Raw genomic sequence first — 13,958 nt, forward strand, 5'->3', positions numbered from 1 at the left:
AACTCCTGGTGCGCAGTGCAAGGCATCAACGTCATCAGGGCCGGCCGCCTCGTCCATAACTTCGATCGCCCGTCCAGCTCCCGATCCCCTTGCCTATCCGGCGAGGCTTCGAGCCGGGTGAAGCCCCAAGCCAGAAGCGGTAGTCCGCGCGACCTCAGGATCATGCTGGATCCAATCCTCGCGTGCCGCATGTTCCTCGCAAAGCCGGAACTGGTCCTCGATGGAAGCTTCCCGCTGGTTGTCCGATGAATAGCGGGCGTAGAACGCGGCGCGGTGCATTGGAGCTTTCTCCCTATCCTTCTTCCCTGCCCTTCGGACCGTGGCCCTCTGCCTCCTCCGCCGGGCACCTATTATCGTTTGCCGCCTGCAAGGCCTCGAAGTGCTCGCGGGCGATCTGACGGCCGATCAGCCGGGCGATGCTTAGAACCACCCGGTCCGCCCGCTGCCAGGGTGCAATATCGGCGTCCTCGACATTGGCCTGTTTCGGCCCGCAATTGTCGTTGGCCGGCTGGCCAATGTCTTCCCGTTCGAACTTGGCTTCGTCTTCCATGCCGTTCTCCAACACGATGTGTGTTTAGGCAGGAAACACCGGCAACCGGCGGCTTCAAAGCAGAATCTTCATCGTGTCGTTCTGGCGGGTACATAAAGGTGCATAGGGCGTTGAATGTTCTGGGAAGCTCTCATCGCCAATGCCGCTTCCTCTCCTCTTAGCGGGCGAATCGGCCACCGCTCGCCCTCACGCGTGGAGCGCCAGCGCGCCCACCAATCCCTTGTCCGCTTCCCAAGCCCTTGCCGGGCCGGAACCAGCCGGTCCAGGCTGGTGCGATGTGCGCCACCGCGAAACGGCTGCGGCCTTGACGGGGCCGGTTCCCGTTCCGGCTTGCTCCTTGCAGGAAGACAAGGCCGTTTTCCCGAAACCCAGTGGGAACGAGGATGCATTGCGACTACGAGATCCGTCCATGACCGGCAGACAGCTTGACGAACACTTCAAACCAGAAACGGAAGTCTGCCTCCCGTCCGGCATAGCGGGCGGTGAAGGCGGCCGATGCGGCAGCAGTGGCTGCGGCGGGACCATAAAGATCACGCGCCGCCGCGGCCGCCTCCTCAGGATCGGCAATATCCCAGAGCGTCAGTGCGGCATCGAGGGCGTCAGGCTTTTGGCGGGCCATGGCCTTCAACTCCCGTCCGGAGCCTTCCAGACCCGGAAGCAGCAGCCGTCCCTATGGCGACGCTGATACGGTCCCTTGCGGTCACCGCCCGGCATGAAAGTTCCCGGCTGCAGCGCCTGCCCGATGCGCACGACATCAACCAATGCCGAGCGCACCTGCGGCCAGGGGAAGTCCGAGCAGTCCTCCCAGCTCTCGCCCTCACGCAGGATGGCATCGAGCTTGCCAGCCACGCCAGAAAGCGAGGTGGCCGGCGTGTGGGTCAGAGCATCGAACGTGTTCTGCTCGCGGTCGGATGCTTCCTGCTCTTCCCGCTTGGCGGCGGAATAGCCGATCTGAGCATCGGCTTCGTCCCAGCGCGCCTGATGGGCGGCAAGATCGGCCTCGGCCTTGGAACGGATATCGGCCAGCGCGGGGTCGTCGCCAAACAGCTCCTCGATGTCCCCGAGCCAGGAGACGGTGACGGTCACGTCTTCGTCCGGCAGATGGACCTGCGCTTGAGGGAAGCCGACGCGGCCGACCAACTTTGTTTCCAAACGCTGTTGCTTGCGGCACAGGGCGGCCGTGTGGAGATAGGTGGTCTTCCATTCACGCCAGAGCGAAAGCGCCGGGTCGAAAGAAGGGTTGCCGGCCAGTGTGCCGGCAATCGCCGCCCCACCCTGCAACGGCCACACGGCCATTGTCGCTATCGTCCCCGTCAGCAAACGCCTGCGGGTGACGGAAGACAAAGTCGTGGTATCGTCCGAATCATCCATGATCCGAGCTCCTTACAGCTTGGGATGTGGTCAGGTCGCACTGGGTGTTGTGAGCACCTTGTGCGGCCGCGCGTTTAAAGCATGAATGATTATGTCACTTTTTGTGACGTTAGCAAGAAGAAATGTCATGAAAAAGGACATTTACCCAGAGCAGATACGAGCCGCTCGTGCATTGATTAATTGGTCACGAGAGGACTTGGCTAACGCATCCGGGGTGACGGTTCGAACACTCGCGAGAATTGAAGGCGCCCAAACTGTACCGCGGCAGACAACCCTTGGGGCGTTGTCTGCCGCGCTGGAAGCCGCTGGTGTCGAGTTTACACCGGAAAATGGCGGCGGCCCAGGTGTGAGACTTGCCAAAAGGCCCGATCGTGCGTGAGCAGTCGCCCCACCTGTCCCTACGCCGACTCCTCACCAAACGAGGCGGCGAAGAATCTTGATAGCCACGAGGCGCTGGATCGTTTGATCTTGCAGCTCACGTGCAGCCGGGGGCTAGAAATCCTCCTGCAAGTCCCTGGTGCCGGATGTCTCGTGTGACGCTTCACCGGTCATCTACCATACGCGCGGGACTGTAGATGGAGAGCGTACCCGTCCGACGGGAGATCGTGGTCGCTTTTTTCGAGGCGATGCGCCTATAACTATCTTAACGGTCCCCGTCGTTCAGGATGGGGCTCACTGTTCCCAGAACCTGCCTTTAATTCATACGGCGGACCAGCGGACAAGAACGACTGGCTTGCGGAACTCGGATTAGCCGCCAGCGCTTGCTTTCTGCTCCTTGGTTGGCTTGGCGTCACGCTCGAAATTGACGATCTCGACCGGGATGAAGCGGAGCACGACCGCTCCGAACTTGCAGTGGTTGCGCAAATGCTCCTGCATCAGCTTCAGCTCGTATTGCGCCATGAACGGCAGGCTCGCGCGGGTCGGTTGGGGCTTCTTGTTGTCGAACAGTAGCCAGACGCAGACCTGATAATCGCTGCCGACCACTTCGCGGATGTCGGCTTTGATATGCGCTAGATAGTCGGCCTTAGTCGGGGTCGGTGCGCTCGCGACATAGTTCAGGATTTCCGACAGGAACACCGGATCGTGGAGGAAGCTGTCGCAGTAAAAGCGGGTCTGAGCGAACAGATAGCTGATCGATGACGACCCTTTGTACGGCTTGCAATTGATGATCCGCATCGTGCCATCGTCGGTCAGATCGAGAATGTCACAAAATTCCTTATTCTGCCGGCTCGACCCGATCCGCAGCTTAGCCTGGTCGAAACGGATGCTCTGCGGGCGCAACACGCATGCTTGAGTATTGAACACCGCTTCGCGATTCTTGCGCGCGGTCTGGTCGGCAATCGAGATGCCGGCATAAAGCGGCTCGCACACTTCCTCGCGCACTTGGTTGGTGACGAAGTCGGTCACGGATTGATAGAAATTTCCCTCAACCTGGCGCCAGGTCCCGCCGCTCAGGATGAAATGGCTGTCGTCGAGCTTATGCTCGAAGAGCATGCAGTCGTAGAGCGACCACCATTTGTACGAGAGGACGCGGTCTTCCTGATGTGAATAAGCGTAGATGCGCCGGGTGCGGAGCGTCTTGATAGTGACCTTGTCAAGATTCAGTGCGCGCGCCAGCTGCCCGACATCAAGAAAGGCGTAGATGCGATTGTCGCGCTTAGGATTGTCGGAATAGCTGAAGCTATAATCGTCGTCGGCGATAAGCTCGGGGATCCACAGCTGGACAGGCTCGAGCTCTTTTGAACGTAAAGTGTCGATCAGTGCCTGATCGAGCAACTTGATCTGATCGTCATCGGCGGGCTTGAAGTTGCGGTAATTGGGGAAGAGGCTGGCAAAATCCTCGCTGTCATAAGCCGCAGCGAAACCGCGACACTGCTCGATCAGCCGGTCCCAGCTAAGCTTTTCGGTGCCGATAATCTTGATCGTGAGATGATCGCGGCCCTGCAGCGTGACCAGCGGATTGCCTTTGAGGTGCGCGGCAATGGACTTGAGATCCTCGGATTCGCTGAGGCCGAACACGAAGCTTTGCGACGGGCGCGCGACCTGTCGATCGATATGCGTAGGGGTTAGCGAGTGGCTCTGCGTCCGCGTTTGGCGAATTTCCTCGTTGCCACATAGATTCATCGCTGTCCGGATGCCGAAATCGGTCTGGATCTCCTTCCGCTGGATTAGAGACCCAGCGCTGCGGCCAAAGGTAGCGATGAATAGCTGACCATCGAGCGCTATAGCGAGAATGCCATTGGCGCTGTGACTCCAGGCGGCGAAGCTTTTCTGGTCCGTCGCGGCAATCTGGACATTGATGAAGTCGAGCCAAGGCGGATTGGCTTTTTTGGCGGAGGTCTCGAAATAGATGAACCGGCAGACCGCATCGTTAACTTCGAATTGATGCTCGCTGCTCTGGTGCCGCTTCACCAGCGTGTCGAAATCGATCACACTTTCAAAGGGCTTCCCTTCCTTCGCCAGATAAAGCGAGATCTGGCCCAACTCCTTTTCGCCGTCCTCATCCGCCATCTTGCCACCCCCCAGAAGAGGTTAGCCCCGATATACTCAAAGGCAAGCATGAATTAATTGAACTTCGTCGGCACAACTATTGCCTACACGCGCCCAGGCGAGACGACTCATTTGGCAGCTGTTCAGGAAGGTCAGCTATTTTTGCCTCGTTCGACTGAAAGCAGATGCCAGTCCGCTAACGGCCCCTCCTGAGACGGCATCGGTATAGCTACAGCCGAGTTGCGCGCCTGGGTGGATAAGTTTTGTGGAATGGGGTTTGGCCGCGTTGACGGCTGCGACCAGGAATGTTGCCATTGCATACGAGGCGCAACGGCAGTCGGCGATAGATGATTGGCATCGAAGAACAGTTGCGCGAGAAGCTGCGCAAGGTGGAAGCGCTCTATCTCGGCGCAGGAACAACCGGTGAGCGGGAGGCGGCCGGGGCCGCGAGCGAACGGCTGAAGGCCAGGCTGGCGGAGATCCACCGTCAGGATCCGCCGGTGGAGATGCAATTCTCGATGCCCGATCCATGGGCGATTCGGCTCTTTGTGGCCTTGTGCCGGCGCTATGGCATCCGGCCCTATCGCTATCCACGGCAGCGGCACACAACGATCATGGTGCGCGCGCCGCGGCGATTTTTCGACACGGTGATCTGGCGGCAGTTTTCCGAACTGCACTCGGACCTGTGGCTTCACTTCGAGGCGACGACCGAGCGGCTGATCCGCGAGGCGGTACATACGGATACGAGCGACGCCGAGACGATGGTGACGCCGACCGGCAGCGGCTGAGGCTTAGGCGGCCTTCCCGAGGCTGTAGCCACAACCTTCCAGTTCGAGGCCAGTGGTTCCCCGATCCGGCGGCTATGATAAATGCGACGCCGCTACATTCCGATGCCGATTCCACGCTGCCGCCCAAAGGTCCATTCGATGCCGCCGGTGGTTCGAACGCGGGCGCTGATGGTCTGGCCGATGCGCTTTTCCAGCATCGGCTCCCAAGGCACGAGATGGAGCTGGTGCCCGTTGTCGAGCATGGCGTAGCGGCCACTGGCGAGATTGGCGGCACCGACGAGCTTGCCGCGTGCTTCGTCGCCGATTTCCATGGCTGTGAAGATGCGGTCCCTGGCGTTGGCCATTTCGCGGCCCACGCGCGCCACTTCCTGTCGTTCCAGCGTGCGGTGCATGCCGCGCGGGAAGGTGATGACGCCGCTTGTCGCATCCCGTGTGGCGATGTCTATCTCGACCAGTCTGAAGGCGCGTTTGTCGAGCGCTTGGGTAACCTCCCGGCCAAAGCCCCTGGGCGCAAGCGTGGTCCGGTCGGGTGAGACAAGCTCGCGGTCGAGCCAAGTGGCGCCGTCACTGCCGATCTGCGCTTCGAGGTCGACAGCCGAAAGCGTGCGCAGGGTGAAGTCCTTGCCCCTGTTGCGGGTGTCATAGGCAATGCCACGTTCGGGCAGGTCGGACGGCACCTTCCAATGATCGGCATCGATGCGTTCGACGTGCCCTGCCCGGCGCAGCGCTTCAAGGCGACGGACATGGGACCGGATGAAGGCGTCGGGATCGCCGCCGATGCGCTCGATCTTTGCGCGCGCCAGTTCCAGGTGACGGCCTGGCCGGTAGACGCCGGTGCCGTCTGTGGCATCGCGGATGTTGATGTCGGCGGGTCTGGGCTCGGTCTTGGCCTGGACCGGCTCCAGGGCGACGATGTGACCTATGCCGATGTCATTGAGCCTTGCCGCATCAGCCATCTCCACATAATGGACGCGGCCATCGACCCCGTCGATGACGACATGCAGCCGGTCGCTCATCTCGTCACCGGCCAGCCCCTTGGCCAGCACGCGGCCGATGATCGGCTCCCGGATGCCTTTCCCGTGCATTTCAAAGCAGCCGGGCGAGCGCTCTTCGGCGAGGTCGTGTGCTGTCAGTGCCCGGTGCATGGTCTTGATGATGTCGTTGCGCATGCCGAGGTCCTTCAACGTCTCCTCGGCGTTGTCGGACAGCGACCATTGTCCGGTGTCGATTTCTTCGGCCAGTCCCATGCGCTCCAGCTTGCGCACCCGGTCGATCAGCAGATAGCGGTTGGCGCGGATGGTGAAGCTGTCGCTGGCATTGGGATTGAGATCGATCAGGTCGTGGTCCCGTTGCTCGGCGATCAGCATCCGGTCGAGCCGGGTCAGCCGGTCGGCGTCGACTTCCCTGGCCAGCTTTTGGGCAACCTCCAACTCGCTCTGCGGTCCGAGTTCCAGCGTCAGCCGTTCCGATGCCCGGTGGCGAATGCCATGGGCGATGTAGTCGCCGGCGATGTTGAGGATCTTGCCGTCATCGGTGACGCCGCGCACCAGGATATGGGTGTGCGGGTGGCCGGTGTTGTGGTGGTCGATCGCTACCCAGTCGAGCCGGGTGTCGAGGTCGTCTTCCATTTGCCGCATCAGGTCACGGGTAAAGCCGCGCAGGTCATTGAGCTCGGCGGCGTCTTCCGGTGCGACGATGAAGCGGAACTGATGTCGGTCCGCGCGCCCGCGTTCGATGAAGGCCTTGCCGTCGGCCTCGTCTAGATAGGCGGAATAGACGCGGCCCTTCTCGCCGTCCCGGGTTACGCCGTCGCGTTCGAGATAGCGCAGATGCGCATCGACCGCCTTGGCGCTGGTGACGAAGCTGCGGCCGCCACGCCCAACATTGAGCTTCACCACACGGGCCTTCACAACTACCCTGCGCGAGCGAAAGCGCATCCCGCCTTCATAGCGCTTCCAGCCGGCGTTCTCCCTGGGAAACGATGCTGCCAATTTGGCGCCGCGGCCGCGGGCGTTGAAGCGGCCGCTCCCCCTTCCGGCGGACCTGCCGATGCGACGCGGATCGCCGCCGGCCTTGCGCACCGCCATTTCCACCTGGCGGCGGAAGGAGTTTCCGCCCGACGTGCCGCCGCCGCCCCGGCTGCGCGGTGGTCCCGGCCGGACGCGGAAGATGTCATCGAACTCGTCTGCCATGAGAGCTGACATGGACCGATGATTCCGGGCGTTCAAGGGCGAAAACCGCGCGATCGCATAGGGGCGGACATAAACGTAAGGAGGGCGTAGCTGCCTGATTGAACCTCTCAACGGCACCATGCCAGGCCATTGAAGCCACGATAAAATCCGACCCGCTGGCACCAGCCTGCTTCATGATGGTGCCGCAATGGCACCATGTCAAAGTTAAAAAAACAATGTGCAGACAATGACTTAACGACCAACGGGAGGGCAAACGCGAGTTCGCTTTATCTTGCCCTCCGCCTTTTCCGTCCTTTCCGCACCTCCTGCCGGTAATCCAGCCAGGCGCGAACCTGCCTGACTGCACACCGAAACGGTCACCGCCGCGCGCGGGAACGCCGTCCTCATGGCGTTCCTCCGTCGTTCGCGCGGGCCACGAAAATACTGCCGCCCTGCGCCTCCATATCGGCGGAATCGCGCACCGGAACTGCAACACGGGCGTCGCCGGATTGCGCCTCGAACCGCAGCGCGGCGGCAGCCCGCATGGCGGTCGAGCGCATGACGGACAGCGGTGCCTCGCGCCGGTCGGGCGGCGGTGGCGGTGCCGATGATGGCGGTCTGGATGCAGCCACGCCGCCGAGAATCGGCGCGAGCGCGGCGACATAGACGCGCGTCTCGGCGTCGGATTTCTTCGCAGGGATTAGCACCACTTCGGCGTCGACGACGAGCGTGCGGATGCGGCCGGAATATCCGGTCTTGGTCTTCTGGAATGCGCCGATACTAGCCATGAGAATCTCCCTCGGTTGCGGGGTGGTGAAAAGTGTCAGTGCGTCGGCGCGGGCCTGCCCGGCCAGGGAGGGAGGGCGGAGCCCGCACGGCCCCTGCTCCAATTTGCTTGTTGACAGCAAATAGCACTATTTGCTATTTAAAAGCATAATCAAGCCAGGAGACACCCATGTCCAGAACCATCGCCATCTCGACCGACGTTTTTGCCGCCATTTGGGCGCAACGCCAGGAAGGAGAGGAAGCAGAAGATACGATCCTGCGTCGCGTGCTGGGATGTGGCACAGCAGAGAAGCACGGTGCAGCCGAGTCGACCCCTGCGGACGGGGGTGTTCACGACACGCGAAACGGCGTGCATTTCCCGGAAGGTTTTCGCGCCATTCGCACCTACAAGCGCAAGGAATATGCGGCGGTGGCGACCGCTGGCGTCTGGGTGCGCGAGGATACGGGGGCGCGCTATCCGACGCTCAATCAACTGAACGATACGATTGCCGCCGGGCCGGAAAATATCTGGAACGGCAACTGGAAGTATCGCGGTAGTGACGGAAGCTTGTGCTCCATCAATGATTTGCGGCGCTAGGGCCGTGCCGAAATCAGTGGGCGGCTCCGCTTTGGTAACGGAGCCGTTATAGCACGATGCTTACTCAGGGTTCGAGATCTTCAGCGGCGGCAAGCCATCCTGCGCGGCCTGCGCTGAACTGAAATGCCTGGGACTCGGTAAACACAAGGGATGCAGCCGGGTTCTGAATGACGCGGATTATGGGCCGATATGTGGCGGCATCTTCGACAACGACGAGCAGGAAATTGCCCCCGTGATGGTTCGCCGCCTCGAATTCTAGCGCCGTGAGGGTAACACTGGCCCCCCGGCCGGCGAAGCTCTTGACCTCAACCACAAACGCCTGTCCGTCCTTCCGCACCCATAGGTCGAACCCGTAACCGCGCCTCTGATTGTAGTAAACGACTTCCCAGCCCGCCGCCGCGAAGACCTTGCCGATAAGCAGCTCGGAATCGGCTCCGCTATTGGCCTGCGGTGCAGCCGGAGGGGAAAGAAGTTCTTCGGGTGCTTCGGCGTCGGGGATTCGCAGAACAGTCGGTGCGCGCTGCGCTGGCGCCGGTCTGGTCCGTGCGGGCCGTTGCCGTGGACGACCGGTGACGTCTTCTTCCGCCTCGGCTTCCTCGGTCACAGTGCTGGCCAAAGCGCGGGTCAGGAGAAGTTCGTTTTCAACCCGAACAGCGCGCTCGCCTAGGGAGAACAGGGAGAAGGTGTGGCGGGCCACGTCCCGCCAATTGTTGTAAGGCTTACGCGGATTGTTGCCTGCGCCGTCCGGTATCCTGTCTTCTACCAGCTGCCGCAAGGCCTGCTTCTGCGGCCCGGCAAGAAGCCTGAACGCAGCAATGCGCGCAACGGCGGGATCAACCTCGACTTCCGTTCGGATGCGTGAGACGAACAGATCGAACTCGTCAACATCTACATACCGGCGGAGCGGGCCAATACGTCGAGGATGGCCTGATAGGGTCTTATGTTGAAGGCGGCATACTCATCCGCCCGTCCCCGCGAATACCAGGGAACACGGCAGAACCGGATGCCAGCAAGTTGATTCTCCAGAACCTCGACTGTGTCCGTCGCGGTCGCGAGCGCTATTCCTGCCGGTGTCAGGCGGATGTCCTGCCAGCGGCGGGCATCGATCCGCTCGATCAGCCGCAGCGGTGTATCCATCGCCAGAAAGTAGTGCCTGTTGATAACGACGGCGGGGACCGGCGTGTCGATTTCAAGGTTGCGGGCAAGGTTTCGATAGTGGCCCGGCGTGAGCGTGAGGGCATGAGCGGCACCGGCATCATGCAGGTAGGAGGCGATCTGCTGTAGCCGGACGGCGCTCAGATGGACGCGGGTCAGGAGCCACCATCCCCTGTCGCCACGATCTCCCTCATCCAGCCGTGCCGTCAGCGCGTCTCTTAACTCTCCAAACGTCATAATCCCCCAAAGGGCCGAAAAGGACCCTACCCGATTCTTTTTCTTGAATTTTCCAGCCGAGTCTGCCCCCTTGGAGGGGGAAATGAAGAGGTATTATGGCCCGTCGGCAAAGCTATACTAGAGTCGTTCGCTCGAATTTTCAGAGTCCTGACCATGTCAAGGGCATGGGAGATAGGGTTTTTCGGGGATTCCAGTGTCTAAATAAGGATTGTATAAACTTTATATTCGTGCGCGAAGACAGCCTGGACGCTGACTTCTCCGTCAATTGCGAAGCGTGCGGCTTCGTACATGCCGCTGGCGAAACGGTCAGCCTTTATGACTATGAACTGCTGCGTGACGATGAAAAAATTGAAGATGGCGCGTTTCAAATATTGCACGACGATCACCTCAAAGACGCGCAACGCTACAAATATTGTATCGTCTGCGGCACTCTAAAGCCCCTCGAACAATTCGATCGCCACAGCGCCCGCGCCAGCGGGCGTCAGGGGGAGTGCACGCTGTGCAAACAGGTTTACAACAGCATCAAAAACCAGACGCGCCTGGTCGAACAACACCGGGAAGCCAGCCAAAAGCGCCGTCTCTATACCCAGTTCGAGCAACCGTCGAAGCTGGATATCAGAGCGATCTATGACCGTTTTGGTTGCCGATGCTTCAAGTGCGGCGTCGATCTCGCTAGCGATCTGGAGGCCGGAGCGTTGCAGAAGCTAGGCAATCTCGACCACACGCTCCCAGTGTTTTATCTCTGGCCGCTGACCACCAATAACGCCACCCTGCTCTGCCGCAATCACAACGGTGAGAAAGCCGAGAAGTGGCCAGGAGCTTATTATGAGGATGCGGAACTAAGACGCCTGTCGGCGCTCACCGGCATCGAGTACCGGCTGATGGCAGGCACGCCGAATTTCAACCCGGAGGCTCTGGAATGGCTGGGGAAGCCGGAATTTGTGGAAAGCCTGTTCGAGAAGTTTGCGCGCTACCCGCATGAACTGCTTCGGTTGCGTAACCGCATCCTGGCCGCAACAGGTTTCGATTTTCTCGACAGCTCCGCCCGGATTTCCCCCGATTGGCGCAAGAACGCCGATGCCCTGAGAGGCGCTACCGCCGCCGGAACAGAAGATACTGATGGTGCGTAACGGTGCCCTTATCGCGTATACCGTGACTTTCACAGTGCTCAACGCTCTCGGCGAATGAATCGACAAGGTCAAGATGCCTGCCGCCAACTGCGGCAAGGGCGCCTGCCATATCGCATTTCGCACTCTTTCCCAGATGGACTGCAAAGTATCCACGCGGCTTCAATCGCTCTGCACCTTGGGAAAATATGGCATCGTAGATGGCGAAGCTCCGCTTCTGTCTCTCATCGACGAACGTTGCTGGCTTTTCAGAAAAATCATCGGCCTCCCAACCGGCAAACCATAGACGCATCCAATTGGCGGTATGAAACCGGGTGCTGTCAAAGAAGGGTGGCGACGTAATGATGGCGTCAAGGTCGGCGACTTCGTCCGGCCATGTGCCCGTGGCGTCCTGAAAGTATGACTTGCCCTTCGGCAGGTTTTCTCCCGCTGCTTCGCGGAGTGCGCGATCCACCTTGTTCTGTACCCGATCGATGACGCCGCGATACTCAAATTCCCCCGTCGGTGCGAAGGGCGTGATCGGGTGAGAGCGGCGGCTCAGGGCATAAGGGCGATTGCCATGAAGCACATGCAGGAGGGCAGAGAAAACAAGCGCCTCCGAGCCGGTCAAGGGCGGGTTCTTGATGAAGAACTCCCGCGCTGCGACGATCTCCTTAAGTGTTTCGGGATGAAAATAGGCCGGCAAAGGACCGTTGAAGCGAATACGGTTCAGGGAATCGAGATCAACAGACTTGGTCCGCCGCTTGCCGATATAGAGCTGGAGCGCCTCTATGACATTCTCGACAGCGCTGCAATTAACAGGTTCGAGTTTCGCACGGGATATAGCGATGGCAGCCGGGCTAATGTCAAAGCCGAAAGCGGTGTGTCCTTGCAGACGAGCCTCGAACGGGATCGATCCCACACCTGAGAACGGGTCGAGGGTGCGCCCACCTTCATTGGGCAACAGCGCGCGCGTCAATGTGTGCGCTATCGATGCTTTCAGTTTGCCTTGGTAGGAACATAGAGAATGCCAGGGATGCCCCCAATTCCTTTTCGCCATGACGCCGCGTTGATGGGGAAGCGTCTCTCGAAACAGGTTCCACCTTTCGATACGGTGATCGGCTCGCATGCTGCTGGCTGCGCTGGCTCCGCCGACCGTCTTAACTGTCTTGGTCGTCCCGACCTGTAGCGGGCGAAACACTTGAAGGGTCTGCGAAAGCTTGCTGCCGCCCCGCGACTGACGTTCCCGCAACACGACCAGTTCGGAACGGTTGAATCCGTTTTCAGCCATAAGATCGCAGATAATGTCGTGCGTAGGCACCCCGATATCACCGTAGCATGAGTCACCCAGATCGATGGCAACCACTGTGTCCTTGTGTGATACCGCTTTGAAGTTCTGGAGGACGACGGCCATTTCCCGGAAATAGGCTTCGACCATCATGGGGATACGCTGATCGTAGGCATCTTCCTCCAGCGCTTCGATCGTTTCGATCAGCGAAGAGGGCAACGCTCCCATTCCGTTGCCGCGTGACTTTCCAACCGTTACGTCGTTGATTCCAGATGTAATTGCGGCGTCGCGGTAGGTTCGCAGCTGATTTTTGACGCTGAGCTGTCGCAAGAACCATAGCTCCAGCTTTGTATTCCGAAAGTAGTTCGTGCCGTTCAGATAGGGCGGACTCGTGATGATAGCGTCCACGGGAGCCGATAGATTTGCCGAAAGCTGACGCGCATCGGCCCCGATAAATTGAACCGTCCCGCTAGCGGCCTCAGCATCGATAAGATCACTGGCGATAATGCGCAAACTCTCCTGGAGCGCGGATACGAAGCATGGCCTCTCTCGGGAGAGCTCCCGCGTTGTCCTGAACCGGAGGTCACCTCTTCGAATCATCAACGAGCCGGGCACGAGGCTGCGCAGAACCGCGACCGTGAACAGTACGCCGAGCGCCGGATTGTCGACAGAGAGCTTGTCGGCTACCGTACGCGCGCGGAGGATTTGATTGAAGGATGTGTCGTCGAACGACGGTCGACCTGAGAAGGCGGCTTCGTAGGCGTTCCGTAACGTGACATCTGGAAGCTCGCTCTTGAGCGTGCGCAGTAGATCGTCGTGAATCTCAAGCAGCCGTTTGGACAGGTCTTGGCGTTTGCGTGAGGACATTGCCAGGGCTGACGCTTTCGCGCTGATAACAAACTGGCAAACCGGATTGACCTCCGCGTAGAGCCCCTTACGGCCACGCAAGGCCGACACGAGGGCGGTCGTCCCTGATCCACAGAAAGGATCGAGGATTGTCTTTGCGGTCACGGCAAACTCTGAGATGATCGATCCGACAAAGTCAGGAGAGTATCCTTCGAGATAGGGGAACCAGTCATGCAGCGGACTGCCCTTGCCGCCGCGAAAAGTCGCCTGCAAGGCTGTCCGCCTGTCAGCACCTTTTTCGTGAACGTAGCCGTTGGCGCTCTTGGCGATCAAAGCACGGACATAGGTCGCCACCGGACTTTGCGCGTGCGTGGCCGCCTGTTCGAGCTCGGCGAAAAGCTCATAACCGATGATTCGTCGGACAGTGTAGCTGCTCAAGCGCTCGACATACCCGTAGAGAGCCGCGTCGCTTTCTGGAAATGAGATAGTTAGACCCGACTTCCGCTCTCCGGACGAAGGATAATCTCTAAAATATACAGTCTTTGTAAGCTGCATTCTTCACCTATACTTGAAGAGTGTAACTACCATATTTG

13 protein-coding genes are annotated in these 13,958 nt (G+C 59.9%); 4 read left to right on the forward strand and 9 right to left on the reverse strand.

Annotated features, from left to right (window positions below; all coding sequences use genetic code 11):
* Window positions 1-292 precede the first annotated feature (292 nt).
* From N1058_RS12580 to N1058_RS12590, 3 genes are all read right to left on the reverse strand, one after another.
* A complete protein-coding gene (locus N1058_RS12580; RefSeq protein ID WP_265517912.1) occupies window positions 293-550 on the reverse strand; it encodes a hypothetical protein in 258 nt (85 codons plus the stop codon).
* Between the two features lie 394 nt (window positions 551-944).
* Entirely contained in the window at window positions 945-1,169 is a 225-nt protein-coding gene (locus N1058_RS12585; RefSeq protein ID WP_265517913.1) for a hypothetical protein, read from the reverse strand.
* A 5-nt stretch (window positions 1,170-1,174) separates the two neighbouring features.
* Window positions 1,175-1,921, reverse strand: coding sequence for a hypothetical protein (locus tag N1058_RS12590; protein ID WP_265517914.1), 747 nt, complete (start codon window positions 1,919-1,921; stop codon window positions 1,175-1,177).
* Between the two features lie 127 nt (window positions 1,922-2,048).
* Here N1058_RS12590 and N1058_RS12595 point away from each other — a divergent pair, with 127 nt between their 5' ends.
* Window positions 2,049-2,300: a helix-turn-helix domain-containing protein gene (locus N1058_RS12595; RefSeq protein WP_265517915.1), complete on the forward strand. Its 252-nt coding sequence runs from the start codon at window positions 2,049-2,051 to the stop codon at window positions 2,298-2,300.
* A 368-nt stretch (window positions 2,301-2,668) separates the two neighbouring features.
* Here N1058_RS12595 and N1058_RS12600 read toward each other — a convergent pair whose 3' ends face one another.
* Entirely contained in the window at window positions 2,669-4,432 is a 1,764-nt protein-coding gene (locus N1058_RS12600; protein ID WP_265517916.1) for a DUF6119 family protein, read from the reverse strand.
* A 326-nt stretch (window positions 4,433-4,758) separates the two neighbouring features.
* On the opposite strand from N1058_RS12600, the gene N1058_RS12605 reads away from it, so the two are divergent.
* A complete protein-coding gene (locus tag N1058_RS12605; RefSeq protein WP_265517917.1) occupies window positions 4,759-5,199 on the forward strand; it encodes a hypothetical protein in 441 nt (146 codons plus the stop codon).
* Window positions 5,200-5,291: 92 nt separating this feature from the next.
* Here N1058_RS12605 and N1058_RS12610 read toward each other — a convergent pair whose 3' ends face one another.
* Window positions 5,292-7,403 (reverse strand): DUF3363 domain-containing protein, encoded by a 2,112-nt coding sequence (locus N1058_RS12610; RefSeq protein ID WP_265517918.1) that lies wholly within the window; start codon window positions 7,401-7,403, stop codon window positions 5,292-5,294.
* A 371-nt stretch (window positions 7,404-7,774) separates the two neighbouring features.
* Window positions 7,775-8,158, reverse strand: coding sequence for a DUF736 family protein (locus tag N1058_RS12615; RefSeq protein ID WP_265517919.1), 384 nt, complete (start codon window positions 8,156-8,158; stop codon window positions 7,775-7,777).
* A gap of 167 nt (window positions 8,159-8,325) precedes the next feature.
* Here N1058_RS12615 and N1058_RS12620 point away from each other — a divergent pair, with 167 nt between their 5' ends.
* Entirely contained in the window at window positions 8,326-8,733 is a 408-nt protein-coding gene (locus N1058_RS12620) for a hypothetical protein (protein WP_265517920.1), read from the forward strand.
* Between the two features lie 64 nt (window positions 8,734-8,797).
* On the opposite strand, the gene N1058_RS12625 is transcribed toward N1058_RS12620, so the two are convergent.
* Together N1058_RS12625 and N1058_RS12630 are read right to left on the reverse strand one after the other, a co-directional pair.
* Window positions 8,798-9,430 (reverse strand): protein NO VEIN domain-containing protein, encoded by a 633-nt coding sequence (locus N1058_RS12625; protein ID WP_265517921.1) that lies wholly within the window; start codon window positions 9,428-9,430, stop codon window positions 8,798-8,800.
* 191 nt (window positions 9,431-9,621) lie between these two features.
* Window positions 9,622-10,125, reverse strand: coding sequence for a hypothetical protein (locus tag N1058_RS12630; protein ID WP_265517922.1), 504 nt, complete (start codon window positions 10,123-10,125; stop codon window positions 9,622-9,624).
* A 227-nt stretch (window positions 10,126-10,352) separates the two neighbouring features.
* Here N1058_RS12630 and N1058_RS12635 point away from each other — a divergent pair, with 227 nt between their 5' ends.
* Entirely contained in the window at window positions 10,353-11,255 is a 903-nt protein-coding gene (locus N1058_RS12635; RefSeq protein WP_265517923.1) for a hypothetical protein, read from the forward strand.
* Here the strand turns inward: N1058_RS12635 and N1058_RS12640 are convergent.
* A complete protein-coding gene (locus N1058_RS12640) occupies window positions 11,218-13,803 on the reverse strand; it encodes a TRM11 family methyltransferase (RefSeq protein ID WP_265517924.1) in 2,586 nt (861 codons plus the stop codon). The two genes, N1058_RS12635 and N1058_RS12640, sit on opposite strands and share 38 nt — an antisense overlap.
* Between the last annotated feature and the right edge of the window lie 155 nt (window positions 13,804-13,958).

Source organism: Nitratireductor luteus (assembly GCF_026162365.1).
In the GTDB taxonomy this organism is placed as follows: domain Bacteria; phylum Pseudomonadota; class Alphaproteobacteria; order Rhizobiales; family Rhizobiaceae; genus Chelativorans; species Chelativorans luteus.